This is a genomic window from Couchioplanes azureus (assembly GCF_014648355.1).
GTDB classification, from domain to species: domain Bacteria; phylum Actinomycetota; class Actinomycetes; order Mycobacteriales; family Micromonosporaceae; genus Actinoplanes; species Actinoplanes azureus.
The window spans coordinates 451,328-472,444 of sequence record NZ_BMQY01000002.1; the positions used below are offsets into that span (position 1 = coordinate 451,328).

15 protein-coding genes and 1 pseudogene are annotated in these 21,117 nt (G+C 74.8%); 10 read left to right on the top strand and 6 right to left on the bottom strand.

Annotated features, from left to right (window positions below):
- Nucleotides 1-343, top strand: a pseudogene (locus IEY99_RS34100) (MFS transporter); the annotation flags it as partial.
- A gap of 3 nt (nt 344-346) precedes the next feature.
- Here IEY99_RS34100 and IEY99_RS09140 read toward each other — a convergent pair.
- A complete protein-coding gene (locus IEY99_RS09140) occupies nt 347-1,618 on the bottom strand; it encodes a lamin tail domain-containing protein (protein WP_229798375.1) in 1,272 nt (423 codons plus the stop codon).
- Nucleotides 1,619-1,859: 241 nt separating this feature from the next.
- Between IEY99_RS09140 and IEY99_RS09145 the strand changes: the two genes are divergently transcribed.
- The 7 genes from IEY99_RS09145 to IEY99_RS09175 all read left to right on the top strand — a co-directional run bounded on the left by IEY99_RS09145 (nt 1,860) and on the right by IEY99_RS09175 (nt 12,036).
- On the top strand, nt 1,860-3,197 hold the full coding sequence (locus IEY99_RS09145) for a fibronectin type III domain-containing protein (RefSeq protein WP_189201368.1): 1,338 nt from the start codon (nt 1,860-1,862) through the stop codon (nt 3,195-3,197).
- Between the two features lie 127 nt (nt 3,198-3,324).
- Entirely contained in the window at nt 3,325-6,009 is a 2,685-nt protein-coding gene (locus tag IEY99_RS09150; protein WP_373293308.1) for a fibronectin type III domain-containing protein, read from the top strand.
- 10 nt (nt 6,010-6,019) lie between these two features.
- Nucleotides 6,020-7,006 (top strand): AAA family ATPase, encoded by a 987-nt coding sequence (locus IEY99_RS09155; RefSeq protein ID WP_189201371.1) that lies wholly within the window; start codon nt 6,020-6,022, stop codon nt 7,004-7,006.
- A gap of 137 nt (nt 7,007-7,143) precedes the next feature.
- Complete coding sequence (locus tag IEY99_RS09160) at nt 7,144-8,232, top strand: DUF58 domain-containing protein (RefSeq protein WP_229798377.1); 1,089 nt, start codon at nt 7,144-7,146, stop codon at nt 8,230-8,232.
- Nucleotides 8,226-10,505 carry a transglutaminase TgpA family protein gene (locus IEY99_RS09165; RefSeq protein WP_189201373.1) on the top strand — a complete coding sequence of 760 codons (2,280 nt, stop codon included), beginning with the start codon at nt 8,226-8,228 and terminating at the stop codon, nt 10,503-10,505. The genes IEY99_RS09160 and IEY99_RS09165 overlap by 7 nt, the downstream gene beginning before the upstream one ends.
- Nucleotides 10,506-10,550: 45 nt before the next feature.
- Nucleotides 10,551-11,240 carry a phosphatase PAP2 family protein gene (locus IEY99_RS09170; protein WP_189201375.1) on the top strand — a complete coding sequence of 230 codons (690 nt, stop codon included), beginning with the start codon at nt 10,551-10,553 and terminating at the stop codon, nt 11,238-11,240.
- 91 nt (nt 11,241-11,331) lie between these two features.
- Entirely contained in the window at nt 11,332-12,036 is a 705-nt protein-coding gene (locus IEY99_RS09175) for a DUF3159 domain-containing protein (RefSeq protein WP_189201377.1), read from the top strand.
- Here IEY99_RS09175 and IEY99_RS09180 read toward each other — a convergent pair.
- From IEY99_RS09180 to IEY99_RS09190, 3 genes are read right to left on the bottom strand one after another with little or no spacing between them, the layout of a single operon-like run.
- The gene (locus tag IEY99_RS09180) at nt 12,004-13,461 is read right to left on the bottom strand and encodes a glycosyltransferase family 2 protein (protein ID WP_229798379.1); all 1,458 of its coding nucleotides are present in this window, start codon (nt 13,459-13,461) and stop codon (nt 12,004-12,006) included. The genes IEY99_RS09175 and IEY99_RS09180 overlap by 33 nt on opposite strands.
- Nucleotides 13,458-14,573 carry a HEAT repeat domain-containing protein gene (locus IEY99_RS09185; protein WP_229798485.1) on the bottom strand — a complete coding sequence of 372 codons (1,116 nt, stop codon included), beginning with the start codon at nt 14,571-14,573 and terminating at the stop codon, nt 13,458-13,460. Before IEY99_RS09185 ends, IEY99_RS09180 begins: the two co-directional genes overlap by 4 nt.
- Complete coding sequence (locus IEY99_RS09190) at nt 14,573-14,947, bottom strand: response regulator transcription factor (protein ID WP_189201381.1); 375 nt, start codon at nt 14,945-14,947, stop codon at nt 14,573-14,575. Before IEY99_RS09190 ends, IEY99_RS09185 begins: the two co-directional genes overlap by 1 nt.
- Nucleotides 14,948-15,087: 140 nt before the next feature.
- Here IEY99_RS09190 and IEY99_RS09195 point away from each other — a divergent pair, with 140 nt between their 5' ends.
- Nucleotides 15,088-16,827, top strand: coding sequence for a sensor histidine kinase (locus IEY99_RS09195; RefSeq protein ID WP_189201383.1), 1,740 nt, complete (start codon nt 15,088-15,090; stop codon nt 16,825-16,827).
- 27 nt (nt 16,828-16,854) lie between these two features.
- On the opposite strand, the gene IEY99_RS09200 is transcribed toward IEY99_RS09195, so the two are convergent.
- Both IEY99_RS09200 and IEY99_RS09205 read right to left on the bottom strand, forming a co-directional pair.
- The gene (locus IEY99_RS09200; RefSeq protein WP_229798381.1) at nt 16,855-18,051 is read right to left on the bottom strand and encodes a benzoate/H(+) symporter BenE family transporter; all 1,197 of its coding nucleotides are present in this window, start codon (nt 18,049-18,051) and stop codon (nt 16,855-16,857) included.
- 22 nt (nt 18,052-18,073) lie between these two features.
- Nucleotides 18,074-19,771, bottom strand: a complete 1,698-nt coding sequence (locus IEY99_RS09205) for a methyl-accepting chemotaxis protein (RefSeq protein ID WP_189201385.1) — start codon at nt 19,769-19,771, stop codon at nt 18,074-18,076.
- Between the two features lie 92 nt (nt 19,772-19,863).
- Between IEY99_RS09205 and IEY99_RS09210 the strand changes: the two genes are divergently transcribed.
- Nucleotides 19,864-21,072, top strand: coding sequence for a pyridoxal phosphate-dependent aminotransferase (locus tag IEY99_RS09210; RefSeq protein ID WP_189201387.1), 1,209 nt, complete (start codon nt 19,864-19,866; stop codon nt 21,070-21,072).
- Nucleotides 21,073-21,117: the final 45 nt, after the last annotated feature.

Below are 21,117 nucleotides of genomic sequence, written 5' to 3' on the forward strand. Positions count from 1 at the left end.
CGCCGCCGCCGGCGCGGTCACGCTGCTGGCCGCCGGCATCGTCGCCGCCGTCGCGCCCGGCGGCTCGGTACCGGCGCTCGCCCTGGCGCTCGGCCTGCTCGGCGCGGGCTGGAACCTCGGCATCGTCTCGGGCACGGCGATCGTGACCGACGCCCTGCCGCTGGAGACGCGCGCCCGGACGCAGGGCCTGGTCGACGTCGCCATCGCCCTCGCCGGGGCCACCGGCGGCATGGCCTCCGGCGTCGTGGTCGCCACCGGGAGCTACTCCGTCCTGGCCGCCGGCGGTGGAGTCTTCGCCCTCGCCCTGCTCCCGGTCATCGCCGCCGGCGCCGCCCGCCGCTGACGGTCACCGGCCGAAGGCGATGGTGCGGCCCTCCTTGACCTGCCCGGCGCGGTAGGTCACCTCGTCGATGGGCGTACCCAGCGCGTCCAGCAGGGCGACCGTCGCTCCGGCGTTGCCCAACGCGAACGGGCCCTCCACGGCGACCTGGGTGACCGCGCCGCCGGCCAGCGTGCCGGCCAGCCGCTGCGCGCGGCCGTTGCGGTCCCGCAGCGTCCACCCGGCCAGGTCGACCTGCGCGGCGGTGGTGTTGAGCAACGTCAGCCGCTCCCTGCCCCGATCCGCCCCGGCCGGGTCGGGCAGGGCCGCCACGATGAGGACGTCGCCCGCGGCCAGCGCCGGCGGAAGTGTCGGCGCGCCCGGGGGTGCCGGATCCGGGCCGATGATGAAGTCCTCGGGCCAGACCGTCATCCGGATGCGGTGCCCGGCGGCCTCGACCACGTCGTGCAGATTGCCGCTCTCCAGCCGGTCCAGCAGGAACAGCGAGTCGTCCCGGTTGACCGGGTCCGAGCGCAGCCAGGCGTCGAAGCCGTCGAGGTTCGCGGCGCCCGCCGCCAGGAACGGCACCAGCCGGCGGAACAGCTTCGGCCAGCACACCAGCCGCTGCAGGGCGGCCAGGTCGGTGACCGTGGCGGCACCGTCCGGGTCGGCCGCCGCGGCCGGCCAGATCCCGGCGCCGTCGGCGCGGGCCTTGCGGGAGACCGCGGCGAGATGGGTACGCAGCGACGCCGGCAACGTCGCGTAGAACGCGGGGTACGCCAGGCCCGCCGCGAGCAGCCGGGCGTTGACCGACCGGTCCGCACCGGCGTCGTCGAGGAAGACGGTGCCGCCGGCGGGTCCCGGCGGCTCGGCCGGGTAGACGAAGCCGATCAGGCGCCCGTTGGCGTCGATGCCGTTGGACAGCACGTGCCCCCGCAGGCTGTCCCGGTCGGCGGAGCGCACCTTGTTGGGCAGGTCGTCGAAGAACTCCACGCCCGTGAACCCGAGCAGGCGCAGCAGCTCGTCGCGAGCGGCGTTGGCACCGGCGAGCTCCTGGTGCGTCTCGCCGAAGTGGGTCTCCAGGGCGTCGATCGCCTCCAGGCGTACCGCGATCCCGCGGGCGCCGAGGTCCGGCGGCGTGCCGGACGGCCGGGGCAACCTCTCCACCAGCGCCGGCGAGTCCGGGCGGAACTTGACGGTGTCGCCGTCCGGCTCCGGGCCCTGGCGCGGGAGATCCGCGTACCGAATGACGAATTGTCCGGTCAGCACCGTATAGGTCATGGCGACCTCACCACCCACGTCGGAAGGCTCGGGACCCGGGCCTTCCGGCACCGTATTCCGGCGGCGCGGACCGCAGAACGGCTGCGTCGGCTACGCGTCCGCGGTTCTGACCGTTCGGCTGAACGGCTCGGCTCAACGGCGCGGTCCGCCGTCCGGCCGTTCCGCGCCCGTGCGCGAAGACCCGGCATCGACACGGTCCCCGGTCTCCCGCCGGGGAGCGGCACTGGCGAAAGGTCCCGGTTCCAGGCAGCATGGCTGGGTGTCCCAGCCGTCCCCGCTCCTGGCAGCCCGGCAGCGTGCCCAGGCGCTCGCCGACTCCGGCGACGTCGCGCAGGCCCGCGCGCTGCTCGAGCACGCCGTCGACCTGGGACGGGTCAACCTGGGCGAGGACGACCCCGAGGTGCTCGCCACGGCGCGGCAGCTGGCCGCGGTGCACCGGCGGGCCGGCGACCCGTCGTCCGCGCGCCGGGTGCTCGAAGAGGCCTACGCGGCCGGGCAGTGGCGGCTGGGCGACGCCGACCCGGCGATGCTGGGCATCTCCTTCGACCTGGGCATGGTCGCCGAGGAGATGGAGAACCGCCACGAGGCCCGCCGCGCCTTCGGCCGGGTGGCCGCACACGGCCCGGCGGTCCTGGGGCCGGACCACTGGACGGTCACGCAGGCGCGCTCCTACCTGGGAGAAGACCCTCCGACCGTACGCATCGAGCTGCCCACTCCCCCACCTTCGGCACCACCCTCACCCCCGCCCGCGACCTCCGCCCCGCCAGCCGCCGCAGCTTTCTCTCCGGCGGCGCCGACGGCCGCCTTCCCGCCGGCCGCACCGCCCGCGATCTCCACGCCACCGCCCGCCGTCACCCCGACGCCGCCCGCCTTCACCCCGACGCCGCCCGCCTTCACCCCGACGCCGCCCGCCTTCACCCCGACGGCGGCCGCCTTCACGCGCACGCCGCCGCCGGACGTCGCAGCCTTCTCGCCTGCCGCGCCGACGGCCGCCGCTTTCCCACCCACCCCGCCGGCGGTGCCGGCACAGCGGCAGCCCGATCCCTCCGCTCCTCCGCCGCCCGGCCCCGCCGTCACCGCCGCGCCACCCGGGGCGGGCTTCACCGCCGCGCAGCCCGGGGCGTCCGGTTCGTCCGGTGGTGGGCGGTCCTCGTACGCCGGCAAGGCTCCGGCCCTGTTCGCGGCGATCGCCGCGGTCCTCGGCGTGATCATCGCCGTGGCCGCGCTCGTGGTCGTCCTGGCGAAGCCGGACGGCGGCGACGGCGACGGCGGCGATCCCCGCGTGCCGGCCCTGAGCGGGCCCGCCCCCACCGACGTGCGGATGCGCGACTACGGGTCCTCGGTGCGGCTCACCTGGGCGGACCCCGCCAACGGCCGCACCTCGTTCCTGGTCACCGGCGGCCGCCGCGGCGAGCAGCTCAAGCCGATGGGCCAGGTCGGGCCCGCCACGACCTCGTTCGACCTCAACGGCCTCAACGCCGAGCTGGACTACTGCTTCGCCGTGGTGGCGGTCTACAGCACCAGCCAGTTCGCCACGTCACCGCAGGCGTGCACCAACCGTACGGAGAGTGACGCCGACTCCGGACCGCCGCGGTGATGATCACCGTGAGCGATCATCACAATCCACAACCGTGACTTGCCCGATGCCCACGCCGCCCCCGCGGCCCCTATGATGGCCTGCGTCCTGGGGGATGAGAGCCGGTGCACCGGAAGGGATCCAGACCGTGGCCACTGCGAAAGCGTCCAGTGAGGACGCCGTCACCGAGCGGCGCGGAAAGCGCTGGCGGGGCCGCGGTGGCCTTGTCACCATCGGCACCGTGCTGGCCCTCGTCGCGGGCCTCGGGCTCACCGTGCTCGGCCTCGGCGCCGCCGACCAGGCGGTCGCCAGCTTCGACGCGGCCTCCTGGGTCTGGAGCCGCACCAAGGGCGAGGCCGCCCGGGTCAACGGGGTGACGGCCCGGGTGGACACCCGGGTCGACGTGCCACGCGCCCGCGGGCACCAGGTTCAGGTCACCCAGAATGACCGCTTCGTCATCCTGCGCGATGTGCAGACCGGCCTGGTCAGCACGATGGACCTCGTCTCGCTCAAGGAGGCGGCGACCGCCCCGACCACCTCCGGCCTCGGCGTGCGGGTCGCGCTGGACAAGGACGCCGCCTTCATCGTCGACACCGTGCAGGGCGAGGTGCGCCAGCTCGACCCGCGTACGCTCACCCCGATCGGGCAGTCGCTGCGCTTCCCGCCCGGCATCACGGGCGGCGTCTTCGACGGCAAGGGCAATCTGTGGATCGCCGTGCCCAGCGAGGGCACGGTGTCGGTGATCACTCCCGCGCCGCTGCCCGACGGTGCCACCACCAGCGGCTCCGGCACCGACTCGGTGAGCACCGGCGCCGGGCAGGCGGCCGCCGGGCCCGCGCTGGTGCGCACCGAGTCGGTCGCCCCGGGCAACCACGACCTCACCATCTCCACGCTGGAGAGCGGCGTCGCCGTGCTCAACCGCACGACCAACGAGCTCACGACCGTGCGCGGCCCGGCCAAGCAGACCGTCACGCTGCCGCTGGAGGGTCCGGGCTCGCTGCCCGCGCACACCGAGGGCGACGTCGTGCCGGTCACCGTCCCCGACGCCCGGCGCGTCTACGGCGTGAGCCAGGGCCGGACCACCGCCGACTTCCCGGTGCCCGGCGACGGCGCCGAGCTGCAGGCGGCGGTCGCCTGGGAGGGCTTTTTCTACGTCGCCGACGAGTCCACCGGCACGGTGCACGTCTTCGACCAGGCCGGGCGGGTGCGCAAGGACATCGGCTTCCCCGACCCCGGCGGCCCGCTGGAGCTCGAGGTCCGCGAGAGCTACCTGTTCATCAACGCGCCCGGTGCGTCCACCGCCCGGGTCGTCGACGGCGCGCACACGGTGCGGGTGGTCGACAAGTATGCCGACGACGTGCTCGGTGGCGACCCGCCGCCGACCCCGCCGGACCCGCCCCCGCCGCCGCCGAAGCCGAAGAAGCCGCCGGTGACCAAGCCGGGCGCACCGCGCGCCGTGCGGGCCGCGGCCGGCAACGCCCAGGTGCGGGTGACCTGGCAGGCGGCGCCCGCCAACGGCGCGCCCATCACCCGGTATGTCGTCGAGGGTGCGGACCGGACCTTCCCGGTCGGCGCCAACCAGCGGTCGCTCGACGTCACCGGCCTGACCAACGGCGAGACCTACCGGTTCACCGTGCGCGCGGTGAACCAGAAGGGCGAGGGCCCGGCCCGCGCCAGCAACGCGGTCAAGCCCACGGCCGAGGTGCCGGACGCGCCGACGGCCGTCGCCGCCGAGGCGAAGCCGGACGGCACGGTCGTCGTGAGCTGGCCCGCCGCCAACGGGCAGGGACTCGAGATCGAGCGCTACGCGGTCACCGCGATCAGCGAGGGCGGCAGCTCGCCGGTGGGCGAGGCGAAGGACGGCACGTCGCTCACCATCCCCGCCGGCGAGCTGGAGTACGGCAAGCAGTACGCGTTCACCGTCGTCGCGGTCAACGAGCGCGGCGCCGGCTCGAAGGCCTCGCCCGTCAGCACCAGCGTGGTGCCCTTCACCAGGCCCGGCCGCACCGAGGGCGTCGACGCCGCGACGGTCGGCGACCGGCCCGGCACCATCCGGGTCTCCTGGGCCGCACCGGCCGACAACGGCCGTCCGATCACCAAGTACGTCGTCGCCGCCGGCGGCCGCACCACCGAGGTCACCGACGGCACCGGCGCCACGCTGGAGGGTTTCGGCGAGGGCGAGACCGTCGCCGTCGAGGTCCGCGCGGTCAACGAGGCCGGCGAGGGCGAGCCCGGCTCCGCGACGGCCCGCACGGTGGCGAAGCCCGCGGTGACGATCACCGGGTCCTCGGCCACCTTCAACAGCGCGACGGTCACCTTCACCGTCGACGCCGGCGGCGGCACGGCGACCTGCGCGGTCTCGGCCTCCGACGGCGGCGGCTCGGCCTCGGGCAGCTGCACCAGCCTCCAGCTCGGTGGACTCAAGCCGAGCACGACGTACACGTTCACGGTCAGCGCGCGCAACGCGGCCGGCGAGGTCACGCAGGCCCGCCAGCAGCGGACCGACGCCCTGTTCGGCACCGCGACCTGCAAGAACGGCAAGGATGGCGCCACCGCCACCTACTGCGACGCGGACCGTGCCGGCCGCAACGGCAACGAGATCTTCAGCGTCACCCGGCAGGACAACAGCAAGCAGGTCGGCTGGGCCGAGCCCGGCACCCGGCTGGAGGCGTACTGCAAGAAGCAGGGCGAGGAGGTCTACGCCTACATCTACAACAACGACAAGCGCAGCACCTGGTGGATCCAGGTCAACTACAAAGGCAAGAACTACATCCCGTTCGCGTGGCTCAACCTCGACGGTGGCGACGATGTGAACGACCTGCCCACGTGTTGAGGACGTCCCTGTGAGCACCGAGCCCCTACCGCCCGCGCACATCGAGGGCTTCGCCGGCATCGCGGCGCAGCTCGCCGACCGGATCGGCATGGTCGTGCTGGGCAAGCCCGACGTGGTCCGGCTCGCCCTGGCCGCGTTCTTCGCGCAGGGCCATGTCCTGCTGGAGGACGTTCCCGGCGTCGGCAAGACCACGCTGGCGCGGGCGCTCGCCGCGGCCGTCCGGGGCCAGTGGCGTCGCATCCAGTTCACGCCCGACCTGCTGCCCTCCGACGTCTCCGGCGTCACGATCTTCAACCAGGCGAGCCGTGGCTTCGAGTTCCACCCGGGCCCGGTCTTCGCCAACATCGTCATCGCGGACGAGATCAACCGGGCCTCGCCCAAGACGCAGTCCGCGCTGCTGGAGGTCATGGAGGAGCGCCGGGTCACCGTCGACGGCGTACCGCACCCGGTGCCGCAGCCCTTCCTCGTGGTGGCGACGCAGAACCCGGTCGAGATGGACGGCACCTACCGGCTGCCCGAGGCCCAGCTCGACCGCTTCCTGGTCAAGCTCTCCGTCGGATACCCGGCCGAGGAGGTCGAGGTCGAGGTGCTGCGCGGCGCGGCACTGCGCTCCCCCGACGCGCTCGAGCCGGTCACCGACACGGCCACGGTCGGCGAGATGGTCCGCATGGCGTCCCGGGTGCACATCGCCGACCCCCTCTACACGTACGCGGTCCGCCTCGCCGCCGCGACCCGCGACCACCCGCAGGTCCGCGTCGGCGTCAGCCCCCGCGGCGTGATCGCCCTGACCCGCGCGGCCTCGGCCTGGGCGCTCATCAACGGGCGCGGCTTCGTCCTGCCGGAGGACCTGAAGACCCTGCTGCAGCCGGTCTTCGCCCACCGCCTGCTGCTGTCGGCGGACGCCCAGCTCCGCGGCGTCACCGCGGCGGAGGTCCTCGACGACGCGGTCCGCTCGGTCCCGGTCCCGCTGCCGGACAACCAGCGCGCCGGAGCGTGAACGCGCCCGCCCCCGGGAGCGGGACCCCCCGATCCGGGTTCACCGCCCGCCGTGCCGGTTCCGGCACGCGCCCCGGGCTCGGCGGGCGGGGCGCGCGGATCACTGGGCGGGGGGCCGGGGTCGTTCTCGCCGCCGTCGTGCTGCTCGCGGTCGGGTTCCGCTTCGGCTATCCCGACCTGGCACTGCTCGGTGCGGCCGCCGGGACCGCCGTGCTCTGCGCGGTGGCGTTCGGGCTCTGGCGGCCCCGGCTCGGTGTGGACCGGGTGGCCGAGCCCGACCGCGTCCCCCGCGGCGAGCCCGCGGCGATGACCCTGACCGTCCGCAACACCAGCCGCCTGCGGGCCGCCAACCTCGTCGCCACCGACCGGTGCGGGCCGGACAGCGTGCCGGTGCCACTGCTGCGCCTGCGCCCCGGGCGGGACACCACCGTCGGATACCCGGTGCCGACCACCCGGCGCGGGGTCGTGCCGGTCGGCCCGCTGCGGGTCACCCGCGACGATCCGCTGGGGCTGCTCACGCTGTCGCGCGCGTACGGCGGCACCACCACCGTCTGGGTGCACCCGCGGATCCACCTGCTGCGCGCCGTACCGGCCGGGATGGCGCGCAGCCTCGACGGGCGGATCGACAAGGTGCCGCACGGCACGATCACCTTCGACTCGTTGCGGGAGTACGTCGTCGGCGACGAGCTGCGCCGCGTGCACTGGCGCAGCTCGGCCAAGGTGGGCGAGCTGATGGTCCGCGAACAGCTCGACACCAGCGAGCCGACGATCGTCGTGGTGCTCGACGACCGGGCCACGGCGCATCCCGGGCAGCGCGACGGCACCGCCGAGTCGTTCGAGGCGGCCTGCGAGGCGGCCGCCTCCATCGTCGCCGCCGCCGTCCGGGAGGACCTGCCCGTCGCCCTGCATCTCGTCTCCGGCGCGGTCGTCGGGCCGTTCCTCGACGTCCTCACCGAGGCGGGGCTGCGCGACGGCGACCTCACCCGGACCGTGCGCAGCCTGCGCCAGGGCCGGCTCGGCGACACCCTCGTCTTCCTCACCGGCCCCGGCGGGCGCTCCGACCTCGGCGCGGTGAGCGCGCTGCGCGGGCCGTACCCGGTGGTGATCGCCGGCCTGTTCGGCGACCCCGACGCGGCACCGGTCGCCACGGGCGGCGGGATGATCGTCATCGAGGCCGAGGACGGCGAGCAGTTCGCGGGCGCCTGGGACGGGGTGCGCGGATGGTGAGGTGGCTGCGGGCCGCGGTCGTACCCCTGGCCCTGATGGTTTTGATCGCCCTCTGCGGGACCGTGCTCGGGCGCATCTACGCCGACGGCCTGCTGCTGCGGCTGGTCGCGGGCGCGGCGCTGGGCTCCGTGGGCGTCGGCGTCGCCGTGCGGCGGCTGCCGTCCTGGAGCGTCGCGCCGATCTCGGTCGTGGCGCTGGCCGGGTACGCGACCGCGGCGCTGAAGATCGCCGCCGGGCATGCCGCGCTCTCCGACCCGCTGCCGCAGATCGTCACCGACGCCCTGGTCAACGGCATTCCGCGGCTGCTCACCGCGATGATCCCGGTGGAGTCCACGCCGGACACCGTGGTCGTACCCGTGATCGCCGCCTGGCTGGCCGGGCTCGCCGGGTGCGAGGTCGCCGTCCGCGCCGGCCGGGTGCTCCTCGGCTGCGTACCCGCGGCGGCCCTCTACGGTGGCGCGCTCTACGTCGTCGGGCCCAACGCGGGCAGCGCCGGGTGGCCGACGCTCACCTTCGCCGGCGCGGTGGTCGCCGCCCTGGCCGTCACCGCGCGGCCGGCCGGTGGCCCGTCGCTCGCGGGCATGCCCGCGAAGACCCGCGCGGCGGTGCGGGGGCGCGCGCTCGCCGGGTCCGCCGCCGGCCTGGTGGTCCTCCTCGGCCTGATCGCGGCGCTCGGCCCGTGGGTCGGCGGCCGGGTCACCGCCACCCCGGTCGATCCCCGGCGGTACGTCGAGCCGCCGCGGGTGGACAGCCTCGACGAGAGCCCGCTGAACCGGATCTCCGGCTGGGCGCTGGCGCCCGAGCAGAAGCTGCTGGAGGTCGGCCCTTCGGTCCCGGGCAAGGGAAAGGTGCGCCTGCGGCTCGCGGTGCTTCCCGACTACGACGGCATCACGTGGCGGGTCGGGGCGACGTACCGCAACGCCGGGCGCGTGCTGCCGCGGCCGCCGCTGCTGCCGGACGTGCCCGTCACCCGGGTCACGCAGGAGATCACGGTGCAGGAGCTGACCGGGCGGCTGCTGCCGGTGGTGCCGACCCCGGCCGGCGTGGACGGCACCCGCATCGCGTACGACGCCGCCAGCGGCACGGTGATCCGCCCGGAGGAGCTGCGTCCCGGGCTGCGCTACACCGTCACGTCGGACACCCAGGAGCCGGACCTCAACCTGCTGCCCGCCGCCGACTCGCCGGCCGGCGACGAAGTGGCCCGCTTCCTCGCCGTCGGGGCGGGCGTACCCGAGCCGATCCAGCGCCTGGCCGACGAGCTGGCGGACGGCAACGGCGCCGCCTACGACCGGGCGACGGCGATCGAGGAGTTCCTCGCCGAGCACTACCGCATGGTGGCGGACGCGCCGAGCGGGCACGCGTACCCCAATCTGTCGTACTTCCTGTTCGGCCCCCGCGACCGCGGCGGCCAGCGCGGCACCTCGGAGCAGTTCGCGGCGTCCTTCGCCCTGCTGGCGCGCCTCACCGGCCTGCCGTCGCGGGTGGTCGTGGGCTTCGCCGCGCCGAAGGCGGGCGGCCCGGTGACCGGCGGCGACGCGATCGCCTGGCCGGAGGTGCTCTTCGACGACCTGGGCTGGGTGGCGTTCGACCCGCTGCCCAAGAGCGACGACCCGCCCCGCCCGGTCGAGGACGACTTCACGCCCAAGCCCTCCACCGCCCCGCCGACCTCGGAACCGCCGCCGGCGACGGACCTGCCGAGCGCCTCGGCGCCGCCGGCGGTGGCCGCTCCCGCGGTCCCGGCCGGCGGCGGCCCGTCGCGGGTCCTGGTCGCCTCGGGTACGAGCGGAGCGGCGCTGCTGATCCTGGCCGCGGCCGCCGCCACGCTGCTGTCCATGCGCGGGGCTCTGCGCCGGCGGCGGCTGTCCACGGGCGGCCCGGCCGAGCGGATCACCGGCGCCTGGTTCGAGTTCACCGACGCCCTCCGGCTGGCCGGGCGCCCCGTGCCCGCCCACCTGGCGGCGACCGAGGCCGCGGCCTTCGCCGCGGAGTTCGCGACGGCACCCACCGCAACCACCCCACCCGCGGCGGAGGAACCGCGCTTGCGCCGCGCCACCCCGGCCGACGGCACCGGCCTTCCGCCGCTCGACGCCCTGGTCACGGCGGTCAACACGGTGGCGTTCGCCCCCGCGTCGGCGACCGACGAGCAGGCGCGGCGGGCCGGCGGCCAGGCGGTCGCCTACGCCACCGCCCTGCGGCAGCGCCGATCCTGGTGGCGGCGCGCGTGGTGGAGCCTGCACCCGGGACCGCTGCGGTGGCACCCGGGCCGGCGCTGACCGGGTCCCCGGCGTAAGCCGGCGGCCCGAGGGTAGGAGTGGGGCATGAGACTCGGCCTCCGGCTCACCGGCGCCGCCGTGCTGGCCCTCGGCGTGCTGGTGCCCTTCGCCCTGATCGCCGCGCTGGTGACCGGCGGTTGGGCACCGCTGCACCAGGCGGACGCCGCCCTTACCGGCACGCTGCACGGCTGGGCGCTGGCACATCCGGGCTGGGTCGGTGTCACGACCTGGTGGACGAACGTCTTCGCCCCCTTCCCCCTGCGGTTCGCCGCCCTGCTGCTGGTGATCTGGCTCCTGCGCCGGCATGCCCGGCGCACGGCGCTCTGGGTGGTCGTCACCATGGCGGTCGGCGGGCTGCTCGGGGCGCTGCTCAAACTGCTCGTCGGCCGCCACCGTCCCGACCTGCTCGACCCGGTCGCCCAGGCGACCGGCTTCTCGTTCCCGTCCGGACACGCCCTCAACGCCACCCTCGCCGCCGGAGTGTTCGTGCTGGTCCTGCTTCCGGTGGTCCGCCACCGCCGGCTGCTCTGGGCGGGCGCGCTCCTCGTGGCGGCATTGACCGGGATCAGCCGGATCATCCTCGGCGTGCACTACGCCAGCGACGTCATCGCCGGGTGGCTCCTCGGCGTCGCCCTGCTGGCCGCGACGACGGCGGCCTTCACCCGCCGCGACGCCGGGTCCGTGGTGGACCGCGGACTCGCCCCCGAGGAGACGGCGCACAGCGTCGACGCATAGGCCGGCGGGCGGCCGGGAGGGCGGCAAGCCGCACGGTGGCCCGAGCCGAACCGGAAGGTAGGCTGTCCTAACTTCGAGAGCGGGGTGGGGCGTGGCGGAACCGGAGTCGCTGGCCGAGGTGCTGGGCGGGCGCCGGGCCGCCCTCGATGCGACCGTGCCGCCCGTCGTCTTCGTCGCCGGCTGGCTGGCCGGCGGGCGCTCGGTCTGGGTCGGTGCGGCCGCCGCGCTGGTGGCGGCCCTGGCCGTCGCCGGGGTACGGCTGCGGCACGGCGACCGGCCGCGGGCCGTGCTGGTCGGGCTGCTCGGGGTGTGCGTCGCGGCGCTGGTCGCGTTGCGCACCGGGCGGGCCGAGGACTTCTTCCTGCTGCAGATCGTCAGCAACGCCGCGAGCGCGTTGCTGTGGGCGGTCAGCATCGTGATCCGGTGGCCGCTGCTGGGGCTCGTCGTGGGTGCGGTGCTCGGGCAGAAGACGCGGTGGCGGCGCGATCCCGACCTGCTCCGGGCGTACGGGCGCGGCAGTTGGATCTGGGTCCTGCAGTATGTCGTGCGGCTCGCGGTCTTCGTGCCGTTGTGGGCCGCCCACGCCGTGGTGGCGCTCGGGGTGGCGCGGGCCGTGCTGACCTGGCCGCTGGTCGCCGCGTGCCTGGCGGTCAGCTGGTGGGTGATCCGGCGCAGCCTGCCCCGCGACCATCCGGGGCTGCGGCATCCGCGGACCGGCGTGCCGGTGCCGGCGACGGTCGCGGACCGGGAACAGCCGGGCGGGTCAGCCGCGGCCGGTGCTGACCATCTCGGGTGAGTCGACCTCGCCGCCGAAACCCTCGCGGGTCATGGTGCCCCACACCGCCGTGCGGCCCCGCCACGCGCCGAGCACGCCGGCGACCTGCCAGAAGGCGAGCAACTGGCGGTAGCCGAAGTTCTCCAGGACGGCCGCCGCGACCCCGCGACCCACGTCCGACCAGCGGGGATAGCGGTGGAACGAGACCTCCTCGATGAACAGGGAGGTGAGGCTGACGAGCAGGCCGTACCCGTACGCGGCCAGCACGAACCGCCACGCGAAGGCGACGTCGATCGCGTCGGCCCACAGGCCCAGCGGCAGCAGCACCACGGCCGCCAGCTCCACGAACGGCGCGAGCAGCTCGAACACCACGTAGTACGGCAGGGCGACGAGGCCGATCCGCCCGTACCGGGGATTGCCGATCATGCCGCGGTGCTTGGCGAGGATCTCGGCGATGCCGCGGTGCCAGCGCCGCCGCTGCCGGCCCAGCACCTTCAGGCTCGACGGCGCCTCACTCCAGCTCACCGGCTCGGCCACGAAGATGACGCGGTAGTCCTCCTTCGACTGCCGCAGATGGTGGTGCAGGCGGACGACCAGCTCGGCGTCCTCGCCGATGGTGTCCGGGTCCATGCCGCCGACGCGGACCACGAGGTCGCGGCGGAAGAGGCCGAACGCGCCGGAGATGACCACCAGGCCACCGAGGCGCGACCAGCCGGTGCGTCCCATGAGGAACGCCCGCAGGTACTCGACCACCTGCACCCGCAGCAGCCAGGAGCGCGGCATCCGGACGTCCACGACGCGCCCGCCGACCACCTTGCACCCGTTGGCGATGCGGACAACTCCACCGCAGGCGGCGACGCGCAGCGGGTCGTCACCGAACGGCTTGGCCACCGACAGCAGCGCGTCCGGGTCGAGCACCGAGTCCGCGTCGACCATGCAGACCAGCGGGTGCCGGGCCAGGTTGATGCCGACGTTGAGCGCATCCGCCTTGCCGCCGTTGGTCTTGCGGACCACGGTCAGGGTCTCCGGGTTGGCGCGGGCGACGTGCACGGACAGCACCTGCGAGCGGTACGGCACCTCGGACGGCACGACCCGCGGCACGGCGACCAGGTCGAACCGCGCCTTGAGCCGCTCGAAGGTGTCGTCGGAGGAGCCGTCGTCGACGACCACGACCTCGTAGCGCGGATAGCGCAGCGCGGTCATCGCCTGGACCGCGGCGACGATGCCGGCGCCCTCGTTGTGCGCGGGCACGATCACGGAGACCGGCAGGGTGAGCGGGCTGCGGAACATGTCGTCGGCGCCGGCGAACGGCAGGCGCCGCAGGTGCTCGCCGAACTCCAGGCCGGCGAGCGCGATCAGCACCAGGTAGCTGCTGTTCAGCGCGATGAAGTAGCCGAAGATCGCCAGGTCGGTGTAGCGCAGCGCCTCGCGCACCACCTCCGTCACCGCGCGGCCCCGACCCGCTCGTCGCTGAGCACCTCGGCCAGCGCGAGCGCCTCCTCGGCGTGGCCGGCCGCCGCCGACCGCTGGGCGTGCGCGCCCATCCCGGCGGCCTGGGCCGCCGCCCGCTCGGAGGCGATCACGTCGCGCAGGGCTTCGAGGCCGGCGGGGCCGATGCGGCGCAGCGCGTGCGCGGCCTCGTGGGCGACCTGGAACGCGTCGTCGCCGAGCAGTTTCACCAGCGTCGGCACCGCGGCCGGCGCACCGAGATCGCCGAGCGCCCGGGCCGCCGCGGCGCGCAGGGCGGTCGGCCGCGACTCGTGCAGCGCGTGGGTCAGCGGTTCGAGGGCGCTGCGCGTACCCAGCTTGCCGAGGTTGGTGGCGGCTGCGATCCGCACGTCGAGGTGGCTGTCCTCGCGCAGGATGCGGGCGATGCGGTGCACCGAGCCGGTGGCGCCGAGCAGGCCGAGCGCGTCGAGGCAGACCGCGCGGACCCGGGCCTGCGGATGGTCCAGGGCGGCCGAGAGCGTGACCTCGGCCTCCGGGCCGAGCTGCGCCAGGCTGTGGCTGGCCAGCAGCGACGGCAGCGGATCGGAGCGGTCCAGGCTGGCGATGATGCGCCAGGCCGCGGCCGGGTCACCGATGCGGCCGAGCGCGCGTACGGCGACCACGCGCACCTCGCCGTGCCGGTCGGTGAGCAGCCGGCACAGGTCGGGGACGGCCCGGCGCACCTCGAGGTCGCCGAGGACCTGGGCGGCCCGGGCCCGCTTGACCGGGCTGCGCGAGCGGAGCTGGGCGAGGGCGGCGCGCGCGGTGCCGCGCCGCAGGAAGACGGAGACCAGTCCGAGATGGGCCTCGCCGCGGAGCTTGCCGAGCAGCGCGAGGGCGTGCGGCTCGGCGGCGCGCCAGGCGTCGTCGGGGATGGCCACGAGGTCGTCGCCGCCCTCCTCGCCGTTGTCGGCCACGAAGGCGAGCAGCGCCTTGCGCGGCGACGCGGCCAGCCGGGTGCGTTTGGCCTCCCGTACCCGGCGGGTCAGGCGCACGACGATGATGCCGGCGGCGGTCACGGCGACCACGGCGGCGAGGATCGCGATGACGACCGTGAACAGGCCCAGCATCACCGGGCCACCCGCGCCAGCGTGGCCTCGACGCGTTCGAGCAGCTCCCGCGGGCTGAACGGCTTCACGACGTAGTCGGTGGCGCCGGCCGCGTACCCCTGCTCGAGGTCCTGGGGCCGGGACCGGGCGGTCAGCATGATGATCGGCACGTCGCCGGGCAGGGGTCCGGCACGCAGCTCCCGGCAGACCTCGATGCCGGACATGCGCGGCATGCGCACGTCGAGCAGGACCAGGTCCGGCGGTCGTGCCCGGGCCTCGCGGAGCGCGGACAGCCCGTCGGCCACCGCGACGACGTCCAGTCCGGCCTTCTCGAGCTTGTACGCCACCAGGTGCCGAATGTCCGGATCATCCTCCACGAGGAGAATGGTGCTCATCGTCCCCCCGGATGGTCGGACCGGCCCCTCACCTGCCCAACATATCCGTTATGTGAGCTTCTCTCGCCGTGAACGGGAGCAAAGCTGCAACCACCGGCGCCGCCTCTCAATCGCGTTCCGCCCGCTCCGATAGGGGCAGCGTGACGTTCACCAGGTGGATCCGGGCGGCCGGCCCGCGCGGCACGGCCCTCGCCGCCGCGACGCTCGCCCTCGGGCTGGGCACCGGCGCGGCCGCGGCCGCCGGCATCGCCACCGCCGAACGCGACGCCGCCACCGCGGCGCTCACCCTGCGCAGCGCCGGCGTGCGCGCCGCCCTCGGCACCGCCTTCCAGCGGTACGCCGACACGATGCACGACATCGCCGCGGCCGCCACCACCCAGCCCGCCGCCACCCTGTCCGCCACCGTGGCGCGCATCTCCGGCACCCGGCTCGCCGGCGCGCACCAGATCGTGGTCGCGGACGCGGCCGGCGGCATCCTCGCCCAGCACACCGTCGACGGCAGCACGCCGCCCCCGCGCACCTCGCTCGACCCGGACCCGCGCCTGGCCGAGACCATGCGCCTGGCCCGGGAGAACGGCCGCCTGGTGGCCGGGCCGGTGCACGTCCTGCCCGCCGACCGCACCCTGCCGGCGGCCGCCCAGCCGGCCGCCTTCGACCTGGTCGCGCCCGTGTACGGCACCGGGTTCCGGGGCTGGGTCGTGGTCGCGGTCCGCGCGGACGAGCTGCTCCGGGAGTCGGTGCGCGCGGCGGACGTCGCGGGCGTGGCCGCTGTCGTCACCGCGAGCACCGCCGACGGCGGTACCCGGGAGATCGCCCGGTGGACCGGGGACGGCAGCCCGGTCGGCGCCGTGCGGGACACCGTCGACGTGACCGTCGCCGGGACCGTGTGGCACGTGCTCGTCCGCCCGACGGCCACCCTGGCCGGCGCCGGGCGTACGGTCGCGGCACCGCTGACCGCACTCGCCGCCGCCGTCCTCAGCCTGCTGGCCGGCGCGGGGCTGCTCGCCGCCGAGGCGGGCCGCAACCGGGCCGCGGCGAGCGCCCGGCGGGAGGCCGCCGACGCCCGCGCCGCCGACGAGCGGGCCCGGACGGCACAGCAGGAGACACGAGCCGCCCGCGACCAGACCCGAGCCGCCGAGGAGGCGCTGCGGGAACGCGATGCGGAGCTGTCCGGCTTCGCGGCCGCGGCGGGCGAGCACCTGCACGCCCCGCTGCACACCATCGCGAGCGTCACCGAGATGCTCGTGGAGGACGTCGCCGCGCAGCTCGACCAGGCCTCGCACGGCTTCCTGACCCGGGTCGGTGCCAGCGCCCGGCGCATGCTGAGCCTGGTCGACGAGCTGGTGGCGTACACGTCGGCCGGCGACGCCGCCCTCAAGCCCGAGGCGATCGACGCGACCGCGCTGACCCTCGACGTGGTCGCCGGCCGCCTCGACCGGGCCGGAGACCGGCACCCCGGCATCCACGTCGGCGACCTGCCCGCGGTCATGGCGGACGCCCGGCTCCTCGGCGAGGTGGTCGGCCACCTGGTCGACAACGCCGTCCGGTTCGTCCGGCAGGGCACCGACCCGAAGGTCACCATCACCGCCCGCGAGCACGCCCCGGGCTGGTTCCGCATCGAGGTGGCGGACCGCGGCATCGGCGTACCCGAGGAGCAGCGCGACCGCATCTTCGCGCCCTTCCACCGCGCCCCGGCCGCCGAGGCCTTCCCCGGCATCGGCCTGGGCCTGGCCATCTGCCGGCGCATTGTCGCCCTGCACGGCGGCGAGATCGGCGTGGCACCGAACCCCGGCGGCGGCAGCATCTTCTGGTTCACGGTGGCCGCCGCCACCACCGCCCCCGCCCCGGGAACCGAGCTCTTCGCCGCCGACCTGGCCTGACGCCCTCTCCCGCGGACCAGTGGCGCGTCAGCGGCGGCGGGTCACCAGGGCGGTGAGGACGCCGGCGAGCAGCCCCCAGAAGGCCGAGCCGATGCCGAGCAGGCTCACCCCGGAGGCCGTGGCCAGGAAAGTCACCAGGGCCGGTTCGCGCCAGCGCTCGTCGGTCAGGGCGGACGCCAGCGAGCCGCCGATGGTGCCGAGCAGGCCCAGCCCCGCGACGGCCAGGACGAGCACCGCGGGCAGCGCGGTGAGCAGCGCCGCGACCGTGGCCCCGAAGAGGCCGACGACCAGGTAGAAGACGCCGGCCCAGACCGACGCCAGATAGCGTTGCCGGCGGTCCGGGTGGGCCTGTTCGCCCGTGCAGATGGCCGCGGTGATGGCGGCCAGGTTGAGGCCGAAGCAGCCGAACGGGGCCAGCAGCGTGTTGACCGCGCCGGTCCAGCCGATCAGCGGGGAGACGGGCACCCGGTATCCGGCGTCGCGCAGGACCGCGACGCCGGGCAGGTTCTGCGAGGCCATGGTGACGACGAACAGCGGCAGCCCCACGCTGACGATCACCTGCGCGTCGAACGCGGGCATGGTGAAGACGGGCTCGGCGACGGCGAGGCGTACGGCGCCCGGTCGCAGCGAGCCGTCCACCCCTGCCGCCACCACGCCCACGGTCAGGGCCACCAGGACCGCGTACCGGGGCAGCCAGCGGCGGCTCCCCAGGTACGCGAGGAACATCGGCAGCACCACGAGCAGGTCGTCGTCGAGGGCCCCGAACAGTCCGGTGCCGAACTGGACCAGCACGCCGGCGAGCAGTCCGGAGGCCAGCGGCACCGGCACCCGGTCCATCACCCGCTCGAACCAGCCGGTCAGGCCGCTGAGCGTGATCAGCAGCGCGGACACCAGGAAGGCGCCCACCGCTTGCGCCATCGTCGCGCCGTGCAGGCCGGTCACCATCAGCGCGGCGCCGGGGGTCGACCAGGCGGTGACCACCGGGGCCCGGTAGCGCAGCGACAGCCCGATGCAGGTGACGCCCATGCCGGCGCCGAGCGCGAGCATCCACGAGGCGATCTGCCCGGGCGTGCCGCCGGCGGCCTCCGCGGCGGTGAACACGATCGCCGCCGAACTGGTGACGCCGACCAGCACCGCGACCAGGCCCGCGGTGACGGCCGACGGCGCCATCACCCGCCCGGCGGCGCGGGCGAGGTCGGCGGTCGGCAGGCGGGACGGCGGCACCGGGTGACTCTACTGTCGCCGGTCAGCGGGCGGAGACCAAGGACTCCAGCCGCGCCCCCGCGTCGGTCACCCGGCTGGTCAGCTCGGCGACGACGGTTTCCTGCTCGATGGTCATCTCCTGCGCGTCCGCCGTGGTGTGGTCGATCGCCGTGATCGTCTCGCTCATCGCCGTCATGATCTCCACGACCGCCGTGACGTGCTGGTTCAGCTCGTCGAGGGTCGCGCTGATCGTCTCGGTGGACTCGGCCGTCGTGCCGGCCAGGTTCTTGACCTCGTCGGCCACCACCGCGAAGCCCTGGCCGGCCGCCCCGGCGCGGGCCGCCTCGATGGTGGCGTTCAGGGCCAGCAGGTTGGTCTGCTTGGCGATGCCGCCGATGAACCGGGCGACCTCGCCGACCTTGCGCAGGCTCTCGTGCAGGGTGCCGACGGCCTGGCTGGCCGCGGTGTTGTTCTCCAGCAGGCGGTTCGCCGCCAGCCGGGCGTCGCGGACCCGCTCGTCGATGCGCCCGGCCGCGGCGCCGACCGTGGCCGCCCGTTCCGACACGTCGGCGAGCTGGCCGGCGACGAAGGTCGAGGTCTCGTCGACGAGTGCGCGGGCCCGCTCCTGCGCCTGCCGTTCCGCCGCGCTCTGCCGCTCGTGGTTGCGCTCCAGTTCCTCGCGGCGCTGCTGCTGCTCGGTCTCCAGCAGCCGGTCGCGCTCGGCGATGGTGTCGAGCATGGTGTCGATGGTGCGGCCCAGCGCCGCGATGTCGTCGTCGCCGGTGGTGCCGAGCCGCAGCGCGTAGTCGCCGGAGGCGACGATCTGCTCGGTGGTGCGCCGCAGCGGCCGGACCCGGCGGCTCACCGCCCGTCGTCCCGACCAGATCACCAGCACCACGATCAGCAAGGTGGCGACGGCGATGAAGGCGAACAGCCGGGCCGCGGTGCTCGTGGCCGCGGCGTGGATCGGGCGGCCCTGCACCGACTCGAGGACGAGCCGCTCGCCGTCGACCGTGGCGATGCTCGCGTGCAGCGCGATGCTGTCGTCGCCCAGCACGGTGGTGCCCACGGCGAGGGTGCCGACGAGGCTGGTCAGCGACTGCGTGAGGGCGTTTCCGCGCGGCTGCTCGGCGACGGTGGTGGGCAGGTTGATCTCCTTGCTGAACTGCGTCATCCGCGCGCTGTCCAGCCGCTGGATGATCACCAGGCCGCCGGACGGCTCGCCCTCGCCGCTGCTGGGGTAGACCGGCAGGCCGCAGAAGAGGTACATCACATCGGCGGCGACGACTCCGCAGCGGGAGCTGCCGGCCGCACCCTCGGGGTCGTAGAGGCGGCCGAGCACGGCGGGATCGACGAGCTGCGCCGCCGGCCGCTGGAAGCCGTCCACGCTGAGGGTGCCGCCGGTCACCAGCCGGCCGTCCAGGCTGACGCCGAGGACGCCGTCGTAGATGCCTCCGCTGTCGGCGGGGTCGGAGTAGAAGTCCTCGGCGAAGGTCTCCGGGTCCTCCTTCGCCACGTCCTGGTACGTGTTGTCCCAGACCGCGTTGGTGGCGCCGAAGGTGACCATCAACCGGGCCTGGGTGTCGAGGCCGATCCGCATCCGGTCCGCGTCCTGCGCCACCTGGCGCGCCTCCAGTCCGTCGAAGGCGCTGGTCGCCACGGTGCGCAGCAGCAGGAAGCCCGCGCCGCAGCCCAGCAGCGCGGCGATGACCGGGATGAACCGTCTGAGCTTTCCTCGCACGAATGGCCTGTCGGCAGGTGGCGGTGGGCAACTGAGCGGCGAACCGGCTCCCATGACGCGACTCACGCCGGGCGGGGCCTAGGCTCGATCGTATGTTTTCCCAGGCGAGCAGGCTGAAGAACGTCCGGTACGACATCCGCGGCCCGGTGCTGCGGCGCGCACAGGAGCTGGAGAACGCGGGTCACCGCATCCTCAAGCTGAACCTCGGCAACCCCGCGCCGTGGGGACTCAACACGCCCGAGGCGATCGTCGCCGACATGGTGCACAACCTGCCGGACGCCGAGGGCTACAGCGACGCCCGCGGCATCTACTCCGCCCGGGTCGCGGTGGCGCAGTACTACCAGACCCTCGGCGTCGAGCAGGTCCAGCCCGACGACGTGTTCCTGGGCAACGGCGTCTCCGAGCTCATCGTCATGTCCCTGCAGGCCCTGCTCAACACCGGCGACGAGGTGCTCGTGCCGAGCCCCGACTACCCGCTCTGGACCGGCGCGGTGACGCTGTGCGGCGGGCAGCCGGTGCACTACCGCTGCGACCCCGCGGAGGGCTGGCAACCCGACCTGGAGCACGTGGCCGCGTCCATCACCCCCCGGACCCGGGCCCTCGTGATCATCAACCCCAACAACCCGACCGGCGCGGTGTACTCCCGGGAGACCCTGCTCGGCCTGCTCGACATCGCCCGGCGGCACGGGCTGCTCGTGCTCTCCGACGAGATCTACGACAAGATCGTCTACGACGAGGCGCGGCACCTGTGCGCGGCGGCGCTGGCCCCGGACCTGCTCGTGCTCACCATGGGCGGGCTGTCGAAGACGTACCGGGCGGCGGGCTTCCGGTCCGGGTGGATGGCGGTGAGCGGCCCGACGACCCACGCCACCGAGTACCTCGAAGGCCTGCAGCTGCTGGCGAACATGCGGCTCTGCCCCAACGTCCCGGCCCAGCACGCGGTGCAGACCGCCCTGGGCGGCTTCCAGAGCATCACCACGCTCATCAAGCCCGGCGGCCGCCTGTACGAGCAGCGCGAGCACGCCTGGCGCAAGATGACCGCGATCCCGGGCGTCGAGTGCGTCAAGCCGGACGGCGCGCTGTACCTCTTCGCCCGGCTCGATCCCGCGGTGCACAAGATCCGCGACGACCAGCGGCTGATCATCGATCTGCTGGAGCAGCAACTGATGCTGCTCTCCCACGGCACGGGCTTCAACCTGCCCACCCCGGACCACCTGCGGATGGTCTTCCTGGCGCCGGTCGACGTGCTCGACGACGCCACCGACCGGCTGCGGCGTTTCCTCGAGACTTACCAGCAGTAACAGACGGTCGCCCGTCCGTACGCGGGCCGGCGGATGATCGGCTAT

Coding starts and splice junctions, on each gene's coding strand:
- IEY99_RS09165 (WP_189201373.1), top strand. CDS start 8,226: ATGGTGAGGTGGCTGCGGGCCGCGGTCGTACCCCTGGCCCTGATGGTT.
- IEY99_RS09170 (WP_189201375.1), top strand. CDS start 10,551: ATGAGACTCGGCCTCCGGCTCACCGGCGCCGCCGTGCTGGCCCTCGGC.
- IEY99_RS09185 (WP_229798485.1), bottom strand. CDS start 14,573: ATGCTGGGCCTGTTCACGGTCGTCATCGCGATCCTCGCCGCCGTGGTC.
- IEY99_RS09190 (WP_189201381.1), bottom strand. CDS start 14,947: ATGAGCACCATTCTCCTCGTGGAGGATGATCCGGACATTCGGCACCTG.
- IEY99_RS09210 (WP_189201387.1), top strand. CDS start 19,864: ATGTTTTCCCAGGCGAGCAGGCTGAAGAACGTCCGGTACGACATCCGC.